The 21,143-nt window shown below is 65.7% G+C and carries 11 protein-coding genes; 4 read left to right on the top strand and 7 right to left on the bottom strand.

From position 1 onward, the window contains the following. On the top strand, positions 1 to 2,470 hold a 2,470-nt coding region (locus CCR84_RS12020; protein WP_201212580.1), incomplete at its 5' end, for an autotransporter outer membrane beta-barrel domain-containing protein. Between the two features lie 62 nt (positions 2,471 to 2,532). Here CCR84_RS12020 and CCR84_RS12015 read toward each other — a convergent pair. From CCR84_RS12015 to CCR84_RS12005, 3 genes are all read right to left on the bottom strand, one after another. Next, positions 2,533 to 4,392, bottom strand: coding sequence for a protein kinase domain-containing protein (locus CCR84_RS12015; RefSeq protein ID WP_201212578.1), 1,860 nt, complete (start codon positions 4,390 to 4,392; stop codon positions 2,533 to 2,535). 143 nt (positions 4,393 to 4,535) lie between these two features. Beyond that, positions 4,536 to 8,072 carry a two-partner secretion domain-containing protein gene (locus CCR84_RS12010; RefSeq protein ID WP_201212577.1) on the bottom strand — a complete coding sequence of 1,179 codons (3,537 nt, stop codon included), beginning with the start codon at positions 8,070 to 8,072 and terminating at the stop codon, positions 4,536 to 4,538. A gap of 427 nt (positions 8,073 to 8,499) precedes the next feature. Then, entirely contained in the window at positions 8,500 to 10,155 is a 1,656-nt protein-coding gene (locus tag CCR84_RS12005) for a ShlB/FhaC/HecB family hemolysin secretion/activation protein (RefSeq protein ID WP_201212575.1), read from the bottom strand. 314 nt (positions 10,156 to 10,469) lie between these two features. Between CCR84_RS12005 and tagH the strand changes: the two genes are divergently transcribed. The 3 genes from tagH to CCR84_RS11990 are packed head-to-tail and all read left to right on the top strand — an operon-like array spanning position 10,470 to position 13,548. Next, a complete protein-coding gene (tagH, locus tag CCR84_RS12000) occupies positions 10,470 to 12,197 on the top strand; it encodes a type VI secretion system-associated FHA domain protein TagH (RefSeq protein ID WP_201212573.1) in 1,728 nt (575 codons plus the stop codon). Positions 12,198 to 12,222: 25 nt separating this feature from the next. Then, positions 12,223 to 12,990, top strand: a complete 768-nt coding sequence (locus CCR84_RS11995) for a PP2C family protein-serine/threonine phosphatase (RefSeq protein WP_201212571.1) — start codon at positions 12,223 to 12,225, stop codon at positions 12,988 to 12,990. Between the two features lie 45 nt (positions 12,991 to 13,035). Continuing rightward, positions 13,036 to 13,548: an OmpA family protein gene (locus CCR84_RS11990; RefSeq protein WP_242508697.1), complete on the top strand. Its 513-nt coding sequence runs from the start codon at positions 13,036 to 13,038 to the stop codon at positions 13,546 to 13,548. Between the two features lie 163 nt (positions 13,549 to 13,711). On the opposite strand, the gene CCR84_RS11985 is transcribed toward CCR84_RS11990, so the two are convergent. The 4 genes from CCR84_RS11985 to CCR84_RS11970 are packed head-to-tail and all read right to left on the bottom strand — an operon-like array spanning position 13,712 to position 21,137. After that, complete coding sequence (locus CCR84_RS11985) at positions 13,712 to 15,514, bottom strand: serine/threonine-protein kinase (RefSeq protein ID WP_201212567.1); 1,803 nt, start codon at positions 15,512 to 15,514, stop codon at positions 13,712 to 13,714. Between the two features lie 31 nt (positions 15,515 to 15,545). Beyond that, positions 15,546 to 16,226: a type VI secretion system-associated protein TagF gene (gene tagF, locus CCR84_RS11980; RefSeq protein WP_201212565.1), complete on the bottom strand. Its 681-nt coding sequence runs from the start codon at positions 16,224 to 16,226 to the stop codon at positions 15,546 to 15,548. Next, positions 16,223 to 19,825 (bottom strand): type VI secretion system membrane subunit TssM, encoded by a 3,603-nt coding sequence (gene tssM, locus CCR84_RS11975; protein ID WP_201212563.1) that lies wholly within the window; start codon positions 19,823 to 19,825, stop codon positions 16,223 to 16,225. Before tssM ends, tagF begins: the two co-directional genes overlap by 4 nt. A 13-nt stretch (positions 19,826 to 19,838) precedes the next feature. After that, positions 19,839 to 21,137, bottom strand: a complete 1,299-nt coding sequence (locus tag CCR84_RS11970; RefSeq protein WP_201212561.1) for a DotU family type VI secretion system protein — start codon at positions 21,135 to 21,137, stop codon at positions 19,839 to 19,841. Between the last annotated feature and the right edge of the window lie 6 nt (positions 21,138 to 21,143).

The following is a 21,143-nucleotide window of genomic DNA, read 5'->3' as shown; positions in this document are numbered from 1 at the left end:
CACCACCTTGAAGGGCAGCACGGTCAGGAGCAAGGGCACGCTTGCAGGGGGCAGCAAGTCTCTGACGATCGAGGGTAATGCGGTGTTGGGTAACACGGTGAGTGATCTGAACAGCCTGACCGTGACGGGGACGACGAAGCTTGATATCGGAAACCTCGTGACCGTTGGTGAGCAAAGCTATGGTGGCGCGGTGACGCTTGGTGCCGATACCACCCTGGCCGGGAGTACCGTGAAGATGCTGGGAGGGGTGACGGGTCGAGAGCACCCTCTGTCGATCGTCGGCGATGCGGTTTTAGGTGGAACGTCGAGTGGGCTGACGACTTTGACGGTCAGCAAATCGACGACGATTACGGGCGGAGAGGTCAGGAGCACGGGCGCGCAGACCTACGGCGACAATCTCGTCATCCATAACGCGGATGCGTCGCTCAGTACCCTGGGTGGAGCGGTGATGGTCGCCGGGGCGACGACGCTGAGCAAGCGACTGACGGTCAGCAGCGGGGCGGGCGACGTGAGTTTCAGCGGCCGTATCGATGGCCCCGGCGAGTTGGAGGTGAATAGCAGCGGGATCACGACCTTCAGCCAGGCGGTGGGTGCAGGCACGGCGTTGGCCAGCCTGACGACCGATGCCCTTGGGCAGACGCTGATCGAAGGTGGCTCTGTCAAGACCAGCGGCGAGCAAAGCTACGGTGATGCGGTGACGCTCAGTGTCGACACTACCTTGAAGGGCAGCACGGTCAGGAGCAAGGGCACGCTTGCAGGGGGCAGCAAGTCTCTGACGATCGAGGGTAATGCGGTGTTGGGTAACACGGTGAGTGATCTGAACAGCCTGACCGTGACGGGGACGACGAAGCTTGATATCGGAAACCTGGTGACCGTTGGCGAGCAAAGCTACGGTGGCGGTGTGACACTTGGCACCGATACGACCCTGACCGGGAGCACCGTGAAGATGCTGAAAGGGGGGACGGGGGTAGAGCACGCGCTGTCGATCTTCGGCGATGCGGTTTTAGGTGGAACGCTGAGCGGGCTGACTACGTTGACGGTGAGCAAATCGACGACGATCACGGGCAGGACGGTGACTAGTTCCGGGAAGCAGGAGTATTTGGGCGATGCGACTATCGCCGGGGCGACGACGCTCAGTAGCGGCGCGGGCGACGTGACATTCCATGGCAAGGTTTTTGGCCCCAGCAGCCTGAGCTTGAACAGCCAGGGAACCGTTACTTTCAACGATGCAGTCGGTGGTTTCAACGATGCAGTCCATGCCGATACGCCCTTGGCGAGCCTGACCACCGATGCGGGCGGAAAGCTGCTGATCAATGGCGGCTTGGTCCGCACGACCGGGAGGCAGTCCTACGCTGATCGCGTGGAACTCGGGGGCGATACGACCCTGCATGTAAGCGCTAGCGATGCACGGATCCTCACGGTCAAAGGGGAAGATGGATTTTCCCTTGCCTACTACGACAATGCAGTCGAATTGAGGGAGGGCGGATCAATCACGAACCAGTCCGGCTCCCGGCTCAAGGTCGTCGTTGATGGGCCGGGGTCGGTCGATCTGCTCGGTCTGAAGCCGAAGGACGGGAGCAGCACCACGCCGTCGCTCGCCGAACTCGTCACCAAGGCTGCGGAAACCCTGGATCCCTCTTCGACAGCATTTGCCGGCTTGATTGGCTGGACGACGCGCAACGACTTGCAGGGAGAGGTGACCGTGATCACCGATGTAGCCAATGGGGGAGCGCATTCCTCGGACGCGCAGCATCTGGTCGGCATCGCCGCCCCGAAAATAGAAATCGCGAAGTTCGGCGGCTACGACGAGCGTGCCGATATCGGTGTTCTTGCTGATTCGGTCCTCTTGATGACTCGCGCATTGCCGATAAGCCGGCTGGATGGCATGGTCGATAACGGCATCGTCAAGGCGACGGCATCGCTACCGGCGGAGGCCGTCGCGCACCACCCTTACGTGCCGGCGCTGACCATGCTTCCCGTCGACGACGGGAGGATAGGTGCATCCCAGCCTTACTATTACGGTGGCGCAGATAAGGACTCGTGGATACCCGTGGAACTGGGTGTGGACGCCCGGCAGCAAGGCCTGGTCGTCTTCTTGCCCCCCCGCGATGCTGGCAGGGAGGCTAGCTCGTTGTTTCTGGGAGGGCCCAAGGAACTCAAACCCATCCAGACCGGTTCGTCATCGGTCAGCTATCGTAGCTACTCGCTTCCGGTGATCTATAACGGCGAGATCATATCGAGCGCCCAGTTTGCCGGCTTCGAGGCCTCGCTCGTGCAGTTGCTCAGCGATATCCGTCGTGAGCAACTCGAACGCGGTTACGCCAACGAGAGCATACCGGCGCGCCTTCGCACCGGTGTTGTGATGGAAACCGGTCTGGGCAGTCCGGCCGTTGACGAGTTCGAGGGCGTGGCACTTCCGGCACGTTGCACCGGCACCGTTTCCGCATCAGGCATGAGTTGCGCGAATTGAGCCGCTTTCGGGCGCAGCTGCGCAAGCGGGACAGCTCGGCCGAGAGAATGGAGCCGGATAGCCTATCTGCGCTTTTCAGTTTCCTGCACCAGGAAGCGCAGTGCGGCATAGTTCGCCGGGCAGGGCGCGCCCGACGCGCAGCGCGGACTGCCGGTGATGCTCCGGCTGGACGCGTCGGACCGATTGAGTGCTGCTTCGACACCGTCCTGGCTGGCGTCCAGCGTGCCGCCCTTGTTGCTGAAGCCGAGGGAGGTGAAATCACGTGGCGAAGCGGAGACGATGGTGAGGATGTCCCAGTCACCCGCAGGCGCATCGGCCTCGTAGCTCCACTCGGGTCGCGGGAAGGAGAGCGTCTCTCCGGCGCCGATGTGATTGTCACGATCGAGGTCGTTCGGGAAGATGAGGCTGACGTGGCCGCCTGCCTTGTCCCAGAGCAGGACGTTCAGGTAGCCGCCACGCTCGCTGCGCAAGGCGAAGCTGAGCCGGTCGTGTCCGATCCTCAGCGGGCTCTTGACCCCGGAAAGCTTGAGCGCAAAAGCGCTGTCCGATCCCGCCAGGGCTTCGGCAAACGCATCGTCGAGGGATACGCGCGCTCTTGTCGTGGGGGGCGACGACGTCAGCGGCTGCACAGCAGGAGGGCCCTCTTGCTGCGCAGTGGTTGAGGGAACTGATGGCTCACGCAGGTAGAAGGTGAGGCCGACAGCGAGCGCGAGGATGAGGACCGCCCCGACCATGTATTGCGGCAGACCCAGGCCCTTGCCCTCGGTTGCCGGAGCGGGCGAGTTCGGCGGGGACTCCGGCGCCAGCTTTGTCGTTGCGGGTGATGCCGCGGCAACGGTGAGGTCTGCCGCTGCGTCGGGGGGCACGTCGGCGAAGGGAGGAGCCGACGTGCCCCCGTCCGCGCGCGTGGCGACGGGCCGGGGCGCCAGTCCGGACCCAAGCTCACGCTGTACTGGCGACGCTCCAGCGACGATCGTCGAATCGAAGCCGATCAGTTCGCGCATCTCGGCGATCGATTGCGGGCGATCGCCCCCCTTCACGGACAGGCAACGGTCGATGCCGCGCAGGAAAACCTCGGAATAGCGCCCGGCTACCAGGTGAGCGAGCGGCTGGTAGTCGTCCTGCATCATGCGGCCGACAGAGGGCGGCGGAGTGTGTCCGGTGATCATCAGGTACACGACCGCTGCCAGCGCGTAGATGTCGGTCCAGGCGCCCTGTCTGGCGCCGGGTATCTCGGCGTACTGTTCGATCGGTGCGTAACCCGGTTTCAGGATCACGGTCAGCGCTTGCGTCATGTCGCCGATGACGCGGCGGGCGGCGCCGAAGTCGAGCAACACCGGGCGCCCGTCGGCAAGCAGCATGATGTTGTCGGGGGCGATGTCGCGGTGGAAGCAGTTTTCGTGGTGGATCAGTTCAAGTGCGTCCATCAGCGGCGACAGCAGATTGCGGATCCATGCCTCGTCGGGGGCTTCCGACCTGTCCTTGAGTGCCTGCTTGAGCGTCTTTCCGGAAAAGTAGGGCATCGCCATGTAGGCCGTGCCGTTGGCTTCCCAGAAACGGTGGACCTTGACCAGGGAAGGATGGTCGAATTGCGCGAGGAGCCGCGCCTCATTCACGAAGCTGCGCAAACCGATGGCGAAGGTTTCGGCGAATTGTTCCGAACGGAGCATTACCGTCGAATCGAGCGCCCGGGTCGCCAGCGAGGCCGGCATGTATTCCTTCACCGCGACCCGTCGATGCAGCGAGTGGTCATCGGCCAGATAGACGATACCGAAACCACCTTCGCCGACCAGACCGACGATCTCGAATTCGGAAAGTCGCGTTCCGATGGGCAGCGCGTTCCCGGAGGTGCGCGAATCCCGTCCTGCGCCCTCGGTAGGGCCGCCGAACACCACGGTCTGGTCTGCGTTGGAGTCGATCACGTCAGGTAGCCGAGCGAGGAATACCAGACCTCATCTTGGCTACAAAATTCCGGCGCTGCAAGTACGCAAATAGAATATCTCGAATATGACGAAAAATTTCCCGGCCTGGCCGTCAATGAGTCCGATTGCCCGGTAGCCTAACCTCATTTCAGCGCCGGTGAAGCCGCTTCGGCAGCCTCGAGTTGGCGGAATTCAAACAGGTAGTCGCCACCCTGCTGGTGGCCGGCGGAAGTCATCGCTCCATAGCGGGGCGTTTGCGGGAAAGCGTGGACGACCTCGCTCTGGACCGTGCTGAATACGGTATTGCCGGGTTGCCAGTTCTGCACCCGGGCTAGCGTATCCAGCAGGTACCAGGCGAAAATCGAGTGTCCCTCCCGGCCGGCGTCGGCAACCGGCTCGTCGCCGCCGGAGGAGACGACGACGACCGAGCGCTTCTGCAGGACCTCATCCGGCTTCAGATCGGCCGCCACCAGGACCCGTCCTTCACGCGCGAAAGCACCCGAATAGCAGCTGTCCGAGATCATCGTGATCTGGTTGGCACGAATCGCGGCAAGGTACTTCGTGATGTCCCGGTTCGAAACCCAGCGGGACGGATCATCGACCGGACCGTCAGCCGGGATCCAGTATCCTTCGCCGTCCTTGTCGAGCGAAAGGCCGTGGCCTGCATAGTAAATGAGGACGCTGTCCTTGTCCGAGGTCTCGATGGCGAGCTGATTCAGGGTCTGGATGATCGCCGCCTTCGTCGGGTTGCGCAGCACCCGAACCTCGTAGCCCATACGTTCGGCAAACAGCGCGGCCATGGCATCGGCATCGGCGAGCGCGTTCTCCAGTGGCGGGATCTTCTTGTCCGAATAGTCGTCGACGCCGAAGAAAATCGCCATCTTCCGCTCGATCCTGGGCAGTTCTGCAATCCTGACCTTCCGTTGCTTCCACAACCCGAGGCCCGACGTCTTCGCCATTGCGCCGATCTGGGCTTCGGTGACGCGGCACAGTCCCGTAGCGACATCCGCCTGCGTCAGACAAGGCCTTACGTCCGCCAGGCTTGGATCCAGTTTGAGCCTGAAGATCGCATCGGCAAAAAGCTTCCTCTTGAATTCCTGGCGTTCTTCCAGGAAACGCGACAGTTGATCCATGCTCATCGAGCCGATGTCGACCCTTCCGAACCCCATCGGGATGGCTGAACCCAAGGTGTCGATCAAGCTGCCGCTGCCAAGGGCAGTACCGTAACTCGTGGCCAGATTTACCGCCACATTGAGGCTGTTGATGAATTGGGATGGGTCCGCTTGCGGCTTCACCTCGTCGCCTGGTGTGGCATAGAGAATCCCGTTTCCAGATTGCGCGGGCGGGGTGGGGTAGGGCGCGTCATACTGAACGAAGTCGTAGGGTAGACCGTCCAACGTGTTTTTCGACGGAGCGCCGGCATAGATCAGCCAGCGCCCGTCCGGAGCAGACAGGGCGCTCGCGCCCGCACGGTTGTCGAAAATTCCCGTCGCTACGGTTATCACGCCACGGTCGGCGACAATTTGCGAATCGTCGCTGATTCGCACCGATCCATTCAGGCTCTCGATGAGGATGCTGCGCCCGCTTACGTTCGAGTCGCCTGCGAGTTCAATGCCGAGTTTTCCTCTTGATGTCGTGCTGCCATGGATGCTGATCGTCTCGGCCGAGAGCCTGGAATTGCCGCCAATGAGGACGCCATCACCACCGACGCTTGGACCGGTGCCCTTGAGTGAAATCGTGCCGCTGGATCCTGCATCGAGTGTTCCGTTGTCGATCTCTATTCCGGGCTCGCCCGGTCCCCCGACGGCGGCACCCGAAACTCCTCCTCCAAGATTGATGTTGCCGCCTTGGGTAACGATTGCAGAGCCCGAATGCATGATTATCCTGCCCACGCCGCTACCACCCTTGTTCGCGATCAAGCTCACGGTGAGCGGAGCAGAAGGCGCTTCAATACCCGTCGATCTGATACTCGTTCCGGCTTCCATGTGGATGTGCCGGTAGGCCTCCAGGGTCAGTTGGGCGGGTTCCGTCCCTTCATAGACGATGGATGCGGCGATCCCGGGTTGATTGTCGAAGTCGCTCCACACGAAGAGGTCGCCGCCTTCCTCGCTTCCGTCTCCCGGATCGAATCCGGTCCGGATGGTCACGTTTGTGCTGCTGTTCAGCGCAGCCGAGATATCGCTGTCCAGAACCACCGCTGGCGTCCCAGAGGCCTCGAAGACTGGTGCGCTTTCCGTTCCGGTATTGACGACGTTGACCGTAGTGCACGAGGCGGTGAATTCGCCAGAGCCACACTGGGCTTGGGCACTCATGATGTAGATGTCCGAGGGATCGAGCAGCCACCGTCCCGGCGATCCCTTCGTGGCGCCTGCCGAAACCCTGATTCCGGCGGTATCGAGAAACTTCCCCGAGGTCTCGATCAGCCCGCCGTCGCCGCCGAGCGGGCCACCCTTGGCTTCGATGCGGCCGAAGGCACGCGTCGCATTTTCACTCCAGACGATGACGCGACCGCCGTCGCCGGATGCAGTCGCGTTGGCCTTCAGTTGCGCGGTGCTCCCCAGGTAGGTCGCAGTCGCGTTGTCGATGGCTGGATTGCCGCCCTGGTAGTCGCCGCCCACCAGCACTTCGCCGCCGCCGGTCGCTCCGGAAGCATCCACGCTCGCTTGGCGAAAGACGCCGACGTTTTCGCCGAGCAGATGGATCTTGCCGCCTTTCCCCTCTGCGCTGGTGGCGCTGATTTCGCCGCTCAGCAAGGTGGTGCCGCTTTCCGATTGCGCGACGACCATTCCGCCCGAACCGCTGCCGAGCGCGCTGGCGCTGGTCTGGCTACCGTCTCCGAGCGTCAGTTCGTCCTGCGCGCGCAGCGTGATCATTCCCGCCGCGTCGACGCCGAGGCTGTCGGCCCGGATGATTCCCTGCTGGTTGACGATGCTGCCGTAGACGTCGACCTTGCCGCCATCGCTGGCGAGCAGCGATCCGAGGTTGATGGCCGCGCTCTCCGCTGCGCTGACCCTGACGACCAGATTGGGGAGGCCCGAGTCGACCAGTTCCAGACTGCGGCCGGCGGCAAGGACGATCCTTCCTCCGGGGGTTTCGACGACTCCTTCGTTGCGTACGCTGTCGCCGATCAGCCAGACCCGACCGCCGAAGGAGGTGCGGATTTCGCCCTGGTTCAAGACTCCTGCCGCGGGCAGTGAATCCGGGCGCGCAAAGGCATAGCGCCCGCCGAGGAAGTCAGCATTCGAGATGTTGAGCGAGGTGGCCACCAGTCCGGCGACGTCGATGCGCGCGTTCTGGCCGAACAGGACGCCGTGCGGGTTCACCAGCCAGACGCGGCCGTTCGAAGCGAGGCTGCCGAGGATCCGCGAGGGATCATTGCCGACGACGCGGTTCAGCACCTGGCTGCTGGCGTCCTGCTGCTGGAAATAGACGCTGTTCCTGGCGCCGATCGAAAAGCCCTGCCAGTTCAGGATCGCATTCGGGCTGTTGGTGATCGTCATCGCATTGCCGACCGTGGCGATCGTCGCATTGCCGTTGATGACCGTCGGAGCGACCGGCAACTGTGCCTCGCTTGTTGTTGCAATCGCCAGCAGGGCCACAGCTGCTGCGAGCGTCGTCAGTCTGCGGGAAGAACTGAAGGAGGTCCTGGGGACGCTTGTGACTGACGCAGTCGATGCCATGATCGATCTCCTCTGCACACAATGCCGGCGCAGCGACAGGTCAGGCCTGAATCGGTGTCGATCCGGGGCTCGATCTTCGAGCGCGTTGCTGGCGAGAGAACTCTGCTCTCGTGGCAGGTGCTTGAGCGTGGGAGCGTTCGAATGACTTGACGGTGCTTGCCAGCAACTCTTTCCGTCCGCTTCCCCATTGCACACGCTCAGGCTTGATGGCCCCCCTGGTTCGGCCTGCTTCACTTGCTTTGGCACGCAATTAGCAGGCCGTCCCGGCTTTATCTAGGAAAAACAAAGGGGTGCGTTTGATTACCCCGGTACGGTGGGCCGCAGTGGAAACTTTTCCGACAGTGGCACTTCTCCGAGGAGCGATGCGCCCCGCGTTGGCAGGGATGCGACGGTCGCGAGCGGCTGCGCTTCCAGGGCCTCCGGAGGCTCAGTAAGCGATATTGACGGAGAGATGCCCGCGCGTACGGCCGGCGCTATGGATGATCCCGTCCTCGAGGGCTCTGCCGATGTCGAGGCGCGCCGATGTACTTTTGCCGGCAGTCAGGCGGAAGCCGAAACCGATGCTGCTGAGGCTGCAGGATTGCTCATCGACTCCGCGGCAGGGCTTGTCCTGATGGTTCGCAACGCTGCCCTGATCCAGGAAGACGAGCGGTCGCAAGCGCAGGCCACCGGTGCCAGGCGCCATGGCGAAATCCGGCCCCAAGGCTTCAAGACTGAGGAAGTGGCCATGATCGCCGGCGAGTTCCCTTTCGCTGTAGCCGCGCACGCTTGCCGCGCCGCCGAGGCCGAACTGTTCGCCGGGAACCAGGGCGTCCGCGCTGTACTGGGCCGAAACCCGGCCATGCAGGGCGTAACCGTCGCCGAATGGAATCTCGGCGAAGGCCGACAGCTTGCCGATTAGGTAGTCACGCGCGGCGCCGGGTCTGGCCGCCGCAAATTCTTCCTGCGAACTGCCGCCGATGTTGTTCAGCAATGTGACGTTGAAACCCCAGGCACTCCTTGCCGTCTGCTGCTGACCGACATAGGTCATGCTCAGTGGCGCTATCCTGATGTCGGCAGCGGCCGGGCCGCAGCCGATCGCGCCGAAATCCCCGAGCGAGCAGCTGTTGTCGTATTTGCGCCAGTCCATGCCGAGCGTCAGGCGATGGTCGTATTCCCCGAGACGATCGAGGTAACGGTTCGCGCGCAGGCCGACGACCGTTCCCTTGCCGCTGAAGCTCAACGGCCCCGCGGTGGTCGCCGTGGTCCCTGTATCGACGGTCGAGTGGGCGTAGAAAGCATCGATCGACGATGCCCAGCCATAAAGCGGCATGCGATAACCCAGGCTGTAGATCCTGACCCGATCGGGTTCTTCAGGTGAGCTCTGGAACTGGGCGGTGCCGACATGATCCGAGTTGAACAGGTTGGCGTGCTGGATACCGACGCCGATCCGATAATTTCCGGTGCGCTCGTTACCCGTGTTGTCGACGTTGGCCAGGAAAATCAGCGGGTTCTTCTCGGCGACTTCGATGTCGGCGTCGATGTCGCCGGGCTTGCGGCCGGCGAGGAGGGTGACCCGCAGTTCCTTGGCAGGATTTTCGTTGGACAACTGGATGTCGCGATCGATCGCCCGGACGAACGGTGTCTCGCCTTCGCGCAGATGCGGCAGGCCGGCACGGACATTTTCGGGCGTGAAGTGCGCACCTTCGCCCTTGACCCGCACCTCGGCCAGCTTCCCTTCGACGACGCGGATGGCGACATCGCCTCCGGACAGTGACTGCTCCGGCAGATAGGTGACGACTCCTCCGTAACCTGCGTCACGATAAGCCTCCTGCACCCTTGCGGCACGCTGCTTGAGTTCGGCAAGGCTGCGGCCTTCGCCAGCCAGACCCGCGAGCAGCTCAGCGACGCTTGCTTCCGGCAACAGCGTGTTGCCTTCGAGACGCACGGACTTCACCGGGAAGCTCGTGGGCTGGACGGACTGCTGGCCGAAGGCCGTTGTTGCCGGGAAAAGGGTGTAGACGAGGAGCATTGCGCAGCAGCCCTGGAGGCGATGCAGGGCCGACGACGGCCCGCCTGATTCGTGCAGGGAACTTGAATTCATGGTCTTCGTCCTGAGGGCGCCGCCAAGGACGGCTTGTGCCCCCGGTTGGCCGCCTGTAATGCCGATAAGATGCTCTGGTTCGCGTCACGAGATTATGCCAACGATTGCAAGTTGATGATGAGTGAATTTTTGGTGTTCAATGGTCGCCGATGCTTCTTGGGCGAAGCTTGCCCGACCCCGCGAACTTTTGCTGCCCTCGCCATGGCCGGTACCGGGAGATTTTCCTGCCGGCAGCTTGTCATGATGATTCATATGCCATAATGCCGGATCGATCGCCCGGCCAGGGCGATGCCAAAGTCAGCGGAGACGGAGTCATGATCACGATCCGGGTCGTTTCCTGCAACGGCGAAGCTCCGGCAAGGCCGCTCGCGGTCGAGTTCGACGAACTCGGCGGCACGATCGGTCGCGCCGAGATGAATCAACTGGTATTGCCCGATCCGGAACGTCACATCTCGCGCCTGCAGGCGCGCGTCGCCTGGCGCAACGGCAGCTTCGAGATCGCCAACGTCGGCGCCAATCCGCTCGACGTCGCCGGGCAGAGCATCGCCAACGGCGCCAGCACCACGATTGAGCCCGGCGATCGCATCACGGTGGGCGGCTACCTGCTCGAAGTCTCCGCCGGCGGCAGCGGTCCTGCGCCAAGCCCCGCCGCGGAAGGTGCGGGACCGTCCGCTGCGAAGGACGATCCGCTCGGTCTGTTCGGCGGACTGGCGCAGGGGGGGCCTGACGAGGATCCCTTTGCCAGCATTCTTGCCGGGGCCGTGGGCGCTGCGGTGCCGCCGATGGCGACGGAAGCGCCCGCGCGTTCCCCGGTGCCCGCGCCCGCGGAGCGGCCTGCGTCGGCCCCGTCGGTTGCGGGCGCGAGCGCTTCGGCACCCGTCATTCCCGAGGATTTCGACCCCTTCGCAGACCCGTTTGCGCAGGCTCCCGCTGCGAAGCTTGCCTCCGACAATCTCGACGACCTCGGCTTCGGCGCGAGCGGCGAGTCCGTGTCGGGGCCGGGGATCAGCACGATCTTCGGTCTCGAGCGCGGCGCGCGAGCGGGCACGGCAGCAGACCTCCTTGCCGGAACCCCGCTGGCAGCCCCCGCGCCCGGCAAGGACGAGAAGGGCGCACTCCTCGATCCGCTGGCGGCGCTGTCAGGCGCAGCTCCGGCCGAGCCCAAGCAGGCTGCCGTTCCGGACCAGGTGCCCGAGATCCGCGCTGCCTATCGTCCGCCGGCAGCGAAGCTGCCCGACGATGCCTTCCTGTCCTGGGAGCAGGCAGGGGCGGGCAAGGCTGCGGAAAGTGCCGAGCCCGCTGAAGCACCTTCCCCCAGGCCACGCGCGGACGTCGAGATTGCGCCATCGTCGGGCGCTGAGACGGCGAAGGGGAGCGAACGCTTGCCGGGAGCCGAAGCTGTCCCCGAGCCGCCCCCAACGCCAGTCGCGCCCCCTGCCGGCGAATCCGACGCACTCCTGCAGGCCTTCCTGCAAGGTCTCGGGCTGCCGGGGCTGAAGCTGGAACAGGGGCTAACGCCGGAGGCGATGCAGACCATCGGCCAGCTGCTGCGCGAGGCGACCCAGGGAACCCTCGATCTCCTCCTGGCGCGGGCGACGACCAAGCGCGAGGTCAGGGCCGAGGTGACGATGATCGTCAGTCGCGACAACAATCCGCTCAAGTTTTCACCCAGCGTCGAGGTGGCGCTCATGCATCTGCTGGCGCCGCAGGGCAGGGGCTTCCTGCCGCCGCTGGCAGCGATGCGCGACGCCTGGGACGACCTGCGCGCGCACCAGCTCGGTTTCATGGCTGGAATGCGCGCGGCGCTGGCCGGCGTGCTGCAACGCTTCGATCCCGCGACGCTGGAGCAGCGCCTGAGTGCGAAATCGCTGCTCGACAGCCTGCTGCCGATGAATCGCCGCGCCCACCTGTGGGAACTGTACATTTCCCTGTACAGGGAAATCGCGCGCGAGGCCGAGGACGACTTCCACGCGCTGTTCGGCCGCGAGTTCGTGCGCGCCTACGAAGAGCAGGTCAGGCGCCTGCACGCTGCTGACGAATGAGCGCCCCGACGAGGATGAGAAATCGATGAAGATGGAAGTGGCGGTACTGTCCAAGCCCGGCGGTCGCCTGCGCAACGAGGATGCCTGTGGCTACTGGACTTCGGATGGCTCCTGTTGCTGGGTATTGTCCGACGGTGCCGGCGGGCACGCGGGCGGTGATGTCGCCTCGCGCTCGGTGGTCGCCACGATCGTGCGCGAGTTCGCAGCGGCGCCGCAGGCGACGCCCGACGCTGTTGCCTCGCTGATCGTGCATGCGAACGAGGTCCTGCTGCGCGAGCAGCACGAAGAATATCGGCTGCGCGACATGCGCGCGACGGTCGTCGTGCTGGCCTTCGACCACGCCCGGCAGAAGGCCTGCTGGGGCCATGTCGGCGATTCGCGCATCTACGGCTTGCGCAGCGGTCACGTGCGCTTCCAGTCGCGCGACCACAGCGTGCTGCAGCGCATGATCGATGCCGGTCTCGGCGACGCTGCGCTGCTGCGCACCCACCCGCAGAGGAGCGTGCTGCTCGCCGCGCTCGGCTCGCTCGACGGCGTGCAGCCGGAGGTCCCGCTGCAGGCTGAAACGGTGCATGAGGGCGATGTCTTCCTGCTCTGCAGCGACGGACTCTGGGAGTACGTCGACGAGTCGGTCATGGAAGCCACGCTCGCCGCCAGCGTCACCGCCGAGAGCTGGCTGGCCGCGCTCGAAGCCGAGGTGCTGGCACGCGCCGAGCGGGGACACGACAACTACAGCGCGATCGCCATCTGGCTCGGCGACCGTGCGGAAACAACCCAGTTCGTAATCCGATGAACGAGAAGGAGAGAGACGATGAAAGCAAGGATGGTCAGGGCACCCATGATGGCTTCACTGCTCCTCGCAGCGCTGTGCGCCGGCGCACAGGCGCAGCAGATCTTCAGCGGCGAGGACATCACCGAAGAAAAGCTGATCCAGGCGCTGACCCCCGGGCAGCCGGGGGTCCGCACGCGCAGCATCCAGGTCCAGCGCGACGAAAAACCCGCAGCCAAGCCGGCGGCGTCGCTGCTGATCACCTTCGTCACCAACTCTGCCGAACTCACGCCGGACGCTCAGGCCAAGCTCGACGTCGTCGGCCGCGCACTGAAGGCCGACCGGCTGGCCGGCTTCAGCTTCTCGGTCGAGGGCCACGCCGACCCGCGCGGTCTCCATGAGCACAACCTGCGCCTGTCCCAGCTGCGGGCCGAGAACGTGGTCGATTACCTGGCGACCCGCCACGGGATCGAGCGCGATCGCCTGAAGCCGGTCGGCAAGGGCGATGCGGAACCGGTCAATACCACGCAACCCGCAGCCCCGGAAAACCGGCGGGTGACCATCGTCACGATCCGCGAGTGATCCTGGAAAAAGCAGTCGGCCACGAAATGCACGAAAAAGCACTCGTCGCCTTCGACGCCGCTTGGATGTGGCCCGGTGGGTCGGACGCCAGACGACGGCGAGCTTATGCTCTATTTCGCCACTTTCGTGTTTTTCGTGGCTGAAGAGAGATCTTCAGGCCCGCCTAATCGACTTCGACGATGGTGAAGGTCGCTGCGCCGTAAGCATCCGGACACGTGGCCTTGCCCTCCGGGCAGACCGGCCTGCCGAGGAAGGGCGACTGGCCGTCGCGATGCGCCGCCGCAATGCCGGCGGCGATGCTCAGCGGGAATTCGGCGAAGGGATCGACCGCGACCAGGCCGCTTTCGCTGAAGTCACGCGGCAGTTCGCTGACGACGGTGACGAACTGGTTGGCGCCCGCCGGCCCTCCCGCGACCATGGTCCAGCCGCTGCGCGGCAGGGACAGCGTCTGCCCGGCTTCGATGCGGTTGCGCGCATCGACCGCATTCGGAAACAGCCTGTAGAAGTGCTGGCGGTCGGTGCCGACCATCAGCACATAGAGATAGCCGGGCTTGGACGAACGCACCCGGAAGCTCAGCCTGTCCTTGCCGATGCGCACCTGTGGCCGGTCGATCGCCACCGTCACGCTGTGCTCGCGGTTGCGACCTTCGAAGATACGGTCGATTTCGTCCAGGGCGCTGAAAGGGGCGGGGACGCCTGCAGCGTCGACGCGGGCTGGCGGGGCGGGAGGAAGGGCGACCGGGCCCGGCCCCGTGCCAGTTCCGGGCGCGACCGGGGCGGAGCTCGGCGGCGTTGCGGAGGGGATCAGTAGATAAGCGGCCGCAGCGAGGATGACAGCGAGCGCCACGCCTCCGGCGAGCAAGGGCGGCTTGCGCCCGGCCGCAGGTCTTGCAGTCGGCGTCGGCAAGAGGACGACCGTCTCCGGTGATGTCGTGCGCTCGGTGCCGTGTTCGAGCTCGAGCAGGGCGCGGAATTCGGCGATGCTCTGCGGTCGGTCGGCAGGCTTCACGGCCAGGGCACGGTCGAGCGCGCGCAGGAAGGCCGCCGAGTAGCGCCCGGCAGCGGCTTGCGCGAGTGGCGGCATCGAGTCGTTCAGCATGCGCCCGACCGACGGCGGCGGCGTCCTGCCCATGATCGCCAGATGCACCACGGCGGCGAGCGCGTAGATGTCGGTCCATGGTCCCTGCTTCAGTTCGGGCATTTCGGCGTACTGCTCGACGGGCGCATAGCCGGGCTTCAGGATCACGGTGAGCGCCTGGGTCATGTCGCTGATGACGTGGCGGGCGGCTCCGAAATCGAGCAGCAGCGGACGCTCGCCGCCGAGCAGCATGATGTTGTCGGGGGCGACGTCGCGGTGATAGACGCGGGCGGCGTGCATCACCTCCAGCGCATCGAGCAGGGGCGCCAGCAGGCGCTTGAGCCAGGCTTCGTCCGGCGGGGTGCCCATCGCCTGCAGCGCCTGTTTCAGCGTCTTGCCCTCGTAGTAGGGCATGACCATGTAGGCGGTGCCGTTCGCCTCCCAGAAACGGTACACCTTGAGCAGCGCCGGATGGTCGAACTGGGCGAGCAGCCTCGCCTCATTGACGAAGCTGCGCCGACCGGCCTCGAAGGTCTCCACCTCGCGCTGCGACTTGACGCTCACCTGCAGCCCGCTGCCGCGTGCGGCGAGCGACGAGGGCATGTATTCCTTCAAGGCGACGCGCCGGCCGAGCGAATGGTCCTGCACCAGATAGACGATGCCAAAGCCGCCGATCCCGATCAGGTCGATGATCTCGAACTCATCGAGCCGCGTGCCCTTGGGCAGCGCCTTGCCTTCGCCGTCGGCAGGTGGCGACTTTTCCGGCGCAACGGGGGGAAGGACGACCGTCCTGTCCTCGGCCGTCGCCACGGCCTCCTCAGGTGCCAGCGTCCTTTCCGTCCCGCGCGTCTCGTCGATTGCGCCAGGATGCTTGTTCAGTTCGGCCATGAGCTTCGTTCCGTGGCAGGTGCCGGTCCGGTCAGAGCATCGCCGCGAAGCACTTGCCGTCCGGCAGTCCGCGGCAGGCGAGCAGCGACGCAGCAGTACCTGCCTCTCCCGCCGTCCACCACAGCGAACAGCCGCGAGCGGCTTCGGCGAGCAGCACGGCGCCTGCGCCCATCAGCGTCGGCGCCAACTCGTTGCCGGATGGCAGGCTGAGCAGCGCTGAATCACCGTTGCGCAGCGTGCCGATGATCTTCTGCGCGCCCCTCATCCGCGGCGCGGCGAGCGAGGGCGGCCGTAGTGCGGTGAGCGAGCGGTCGAACCGGTCGATATCGCAATTCAGATCGAGCGTCGAGCGCGCCAGGGCTTCGAGCCGGTCGAACCAGTCGGCCATCGCGTCGAACTCGCGCTCGGTGGTGGCGAAGGCCTCCAGCTCGCAGGCGAGCGTGACCGGAAAATAACGCCCGACCTTGTCCACGCTCGGCATGATCACGCCGCTCCAGATCCCCGGCGCGCAGACCCCCGGGAAGAGCACGAAGCGCCAGACGGGTGCGTTGAGGTAGGCGTCCAGCCAGGCCGGGCCGAGTTGCTCGCGCGAGGCGACGATCACCTGCTGCAACCAGCCATCCCAGCGCTCGACGAAGGCAGCAGGCAGCCGGCGCGAGGCGAAGTCGCCGAGGCTCGCGATCTTGCCGTACCAGCCGGCGACGCCGTTCATGGGCACCGGAACTGCTCGAGTTCGCGCAGGCGGAACGGGTTCTGCACGCTGTTGGCGATGACTTCGAACTGCGCCTTGCGGCCGTCGACGTTGAAGCTGACGAAGACGCGCTCGGGCTGTGCGGTCGGCGTCACCGACAGCTTGTCGAACAGGCGGAACAGCGCCCACGGTCCTTCGCTGCTCATCCCGGAAACTCCGGTGGGTCCGGGCGGCTGGATCTGCACGCGCACCGCGCTGCTGCCGGCCGGTCCCGGCCAGACCACCGTCTGCCGTACCTGCGGGCCATGGCTGTAGCGAACCAGTTGCCCGTCCACATCGAGGATGAACTGGTTGATGGTCGCGTCCATTTCGACCGGCTTGAATTCCAGCTTCAGCCCCGGCGTGCGTCCGCCCGAGGGAAAGAAGACCTCGCGGATCTTCTGCGCGCGCTGGAACTGGACGAGCGCCGCCGAACCACCGAAGGCGATGTCGTTGATCTTCCGGTAGCTCCACGGACGCGTCGTCGTGTCGACCAGCGGGGCCAGGTTCTGCTGGAAGAACTGGTCCATCTTGCCGCCGGGGGCGAACAGCGTGGCGAAGTCGTCCTGCGTCGCGTCGCGGTTCGAACTGCGCACGAGCGGGTAGCGTCCGGCGATCGCCTGGCGGCAGAAGTCGCCGACCTGCACCTGCATTGCCTCGGCGACATTGCCGATGATCGCGCCGCCGGCCTGACGTGCGCTGCTCTCGGCCAGGTTCTGCATCACCGCGCGCAAGGGCTCCGGCATGCTCGGTGCCTGTGCCTTGACCTTGTTCGGTACGTCGGAGGGCGGCGGTTGCGTTTTAGCCTTGATCGCGGTATCGGCGGCGCTCAACATCGTGTACAGCTCGCCGACGAGCGCGACGGCGCCATCCACCGGTGCCGGCTGTCCCGGCGCCGCGGCAGTCACGTAGCGGCGCAAGTCTTCGAAGCGTCGGTCGACGATGTCCTCGACCGTTCCGCCCGCTTCGGCGACCGGCTTCGCTGCGCCGCCGAAGAGGCTCGACAGGCGACGGGTCTCCTCCGCCAGCCGCTCGCTGGCCTGGTCGACGACGGTCTTTTCTGCGGCGGTCTTCTGCAGCGTCGTCTCGTGTGATGCGGCACGCAGGAAGGGCGCGAGCGGGTTGTCGATCGCCGAGAGCAGGCGGGCGACGTCCATCGCCTGCTGCAGGTTGGTGGTGCGCACGAGCTTCACGTCGCCGAGGAAGGCCTCCCAGGTGCGCGCGTAGTCTTCGAGGTAGAGGCGGCGCACCTCGTCGTCGAGGCGGGCGCGGACGGCGGGATCCTGGATCCGCGCGATCATTCCCCCGTCCTTGGTTCCGAGCACCCAGGCTTCCTCGTCGGCCAGCTGATTGGCGACCTTTTCCGCCGCGCCCTTGAACGCCTTGTGATAGCCGTCGTAGGTGAACAGGCCGGGGACGCCGCTGGTCAGTGGTTTTCCCGACGGACGGGTGAACACCAGCGAGGCCGACGGGCCGCCGGCCTTGACCAGCGTGAATTCGGGGATGTCGCTGCCGACCCCCTGGCGCTTCAGGCGGCTGTAGACACGGTCGGCCAGCGGGTAGCGGGCGAGCATGTTGCGCACGGAGGCGACCAGGTTCTGGTCGGCGGCGATCTGGTTCGTCACCGGGCCACGCGCGAAGAGGACGTCGAGGTGCGCAGCGAGCGCCTGCCGTTGTTCCAGGGTGATCTCGCGCGGCAGGCTGCGCTCCCAGTCGAAGCGGATCCAGGCTTTCAAGGCCTCGGCGTCGAAGTGCCCGCTCTCGTGCAGCATCAGGTAGGCCTTCAAGGCTTCGTAGGCGAATTCGAGGTTGTTGGCGTTGGCGCTGCGCAACTGCTCCTCGACGCGCAGTGCCAGCCGCGGCAGGAAAGCCTGTTCGAGCAGTCGCGCGTAGGCCTGCCCGGCGGCAGCGTCGAGCTTCTCGCCCTGATAGAGGCCGAAGCCCATCGTCGTCGGCACGCCCGCCTCGATCGCCGGGGTGACGGCGATCCGGCGCACCGCGTCGAGGACCGGCATCACCTCGATCAACTCGGCCGAGCGTCCCGCCTGCGGCAGCGCTGCGATCTGTTGTCTGACGGCCGGAAGCTTCGCTTCGACGGCAGCGACGTAATCGCCGTTCTGCGCGTAGCCGGCGAGCCAGGTCAGCGCGGCGCCCAGCAGCAGCAATCCGGCTGCGCCGTAGCTCGCAAGCTGCAACAGCCGGCGCTGGCGTTCGACGCGCAGGTTGCGGCCGGCGAGCCCCTGTTCGTGGAAGACCAGGTCGCGCAGGACACGGGTGATGAAGTAGCTGCGTCCGCTGGAGGCCTGCGGCGGCAGGCTCTTGCGCTCGACGCGGAAGGCGCGGGCGAGGCTGCCGAGCACGCGGTCGATCGGGCTGCCTTCCTGCGTGCCGCTGGTGAAATAGACGCCGCGCAGGAGCGGCGCTTCCTCGAACTTCGAAGCAGAGAAGACCCGGCCCAGGAAATCGAGCAGCAGGGGGCGGAGACTGGAGAACTGCTGCGGGAAGGCGAAGATCTGCGCGCGCCGCGCGGGGTCGCTCTCCTCGTGCAGGCGGGCATTCACGCGCGTCAGCAGCCGCTGCTCGAGCGCATCGAATTCGCCGGCGAAGGACTCCGGCGAGGGTGGCGAGGAGGGCGGCGCCTTCTCGGCCCAGGCAAAGGTGCTCCCCCAGACCTGCGCGCGTTCTTCCTTGCCGAGGTCGGCGAAGAACTCGGTGAAACCGGCGAGCAGGTCGGTCTTGGTGACGAGGACGTAGATCGGGAAGCGGATCCGGAAGCGTTCGTGCAGTTCCTGCAGGCGCTGCCTGACCGCGTCGGCCTGCGCCTGCCGCTGATCGGGGCTGAGCAGCAGGAGGTCTGAGACGCTGACTGTCAGCATGACGCCGTTGATCGGCTGCCGCGGTCGCGAGCGCTTGAGCAGGTCCAGGAATCCCTGCCAGGCGGCGCGGTCGACCTCGCGATCGGACTCCTGCGTCGTGTAGCGGCCGGCGGTATCGAGCAGGATCGCCTCGTCGGTGAACCACCAGTCGCAGTTGCGGGTGCCGCCGACACCCTTGATCGACGCGGTGCCGAACTTGTCGGCGAGCGGGAACTGCAGGCCTGAGTTGATCAGCGCGGTGGTCTTGCCCGAGCCGGGGGCGCCGATGAAGATGTACCAGGGCAGTTGATAGAGATATTGCCTGCCCGCGAGCGAGACGAGGTCGGCGAATCCGGGCTTCCTGCCGGCAGCCGAGATACGCACCTCCTTCAAGAGCCCGATCGCTTCGTCGAAGCGCTGGTTCAGTCTGGCGACTTCCTCTTCCGAGGCGCTCGGCGTCGCCGGCGCCGGTTCCGGCTTGGCGCGCAGACCTTCGAGCAGCTTCGTGTTCAGCTGCCTGGCCTTGATCAGGTCCCACAGCTTCTTCAGCAGCCAGGCGGCGAAGATCAGCGCGATGAGTAGCCAGCGCACGGTCGCCGACTCGAGCGGGCGGAAGCGATCGATCGCGACCAGCGGGCCGACGAACCAGATGAGCGCGGCAAGCGCCAGCAGGCCGACGATCGCCAGCAGGACGGGATGCGTCAGCAAGGCAAGGATCTTTTTCATGATGTCGCTCCGCTCAACGGACACCGTTGGCGACGAAAAGCGTGATCTCGACGCGCCGGTTCCTCGCCCGCTCCGCCGGCGTGGCGTTGCCGGCGACCGGTTCCGCATCGGCGCGTCCTTCGGCGCGCAGGCGTTCCGCCTGCACCGCGCCGGCGAGGATGTCGCGCACCGCCAGCGCGCGTTCCTGCGACAGGTGCCAGTTCGACGGGAAGCGTCCGCTGCGGATCGCCTGGTTGTCGGTATGGCCGGTGATCAGCACCGAGCCATTGACCGAGTTGAGTGCTTCACCGATCCGCGCGAGCAAGGGCAGCACCGCGTCGTCCACGCTCGCGCTGGCCGGCTTGAAGAAGCCGTCGCCGCGGAGGGTGATGACCGAGCGGTCGGCCAGATCCTGCACGGCGACGAGTCCGGCGTCGATCTCGGGTTTGAGGAAGGCGGACAGGCGCGGCTTTGCAGCGGGCGCAGCCGGGGGCGGGGTCGGCACCTGCATGCGCAGTGCCTGGATCTCGGCGAATACCGGGTCGGAAGCAGCGTTCAGCTTCAGCGACAGCGTCAGATAAAGCATGCCGGCGAGCAGCACGGCCACGGTCAGCGCGACCCACGCCGGCAACTGCGCCATGGTCGTGCGCCGGGTGTCGATTCCCTTGGCGCGCGGCGACAGCTCGCGCTCGTGCTCGCCCAGCTGTTCGCGCAACATGGCGTAGAGCCGCTCGCGCACCTGCGCGAGCTGTTGCAGCCCGCCGTCGATGACGCGGTAGCGTCCCTCGAAGCCGAGCGCGAGGACCACGTGCAGCAGTTCGAGCAGGTCGAGGTTGGCCGCGGGGTTCTCGGCGAGCTTCGCCATCAGCTGGAAGACCTTCTCGCCGCCCCAGGTCTCGTTGTGGAACATCACCAGCAGGCTCTGCCGTCCCCAAACGCCGGAACCGCCCCAGGGGGTACTCGCTGCCGCCTCGTCGATGAAGGTGCACAGGATGTAGCGGGCCGCCAGGATGTGGCGCGGGTCGACGCCGAGCTGTCCCGCCTTGCGCTCGAAGGCGCGCACGCCTTCGGCCAGCGTGTCGCGCAACTGCGCCGGGTCGGACTGGCTCGGCGAGATGCGCAGCGGCGGCACGGCGTTCAGCAGCGGGCTGGCGGCAGTGACGATCGGGTTGAGGCCATGCGCGGGGATCAGGGCTTCGAGCGCGAGGGGGGGCTCGGCGCGCGCTGTCTCCGCCGGCTGCTGCACAGCTCGCCGTGGCCCGCCCGCTCCCGGCGAGGGCATGACGAAGGTACGGTCCGACTCGAACGAGGCAAAGGGGTCTTCGTTGCTCATCGCAAG

Origin of the sequence: Rhodocyclus purpureus, from assembly GCF_016653115.1 — a bacterium.
In the GTDB taxonomy this organism is placed as follows: domain Bacteria; phylum Pseudomonadota; class Gammaproteobacteria; order Burkholderiales; family Rhodocyclaceae; genus Rhodocyclus; species Rhodocyclus purpureus.
Note: the sequence above shows the minus strand (reverse complement) of the source record. Positions and strands in the feature narration are given on the sequence as shown.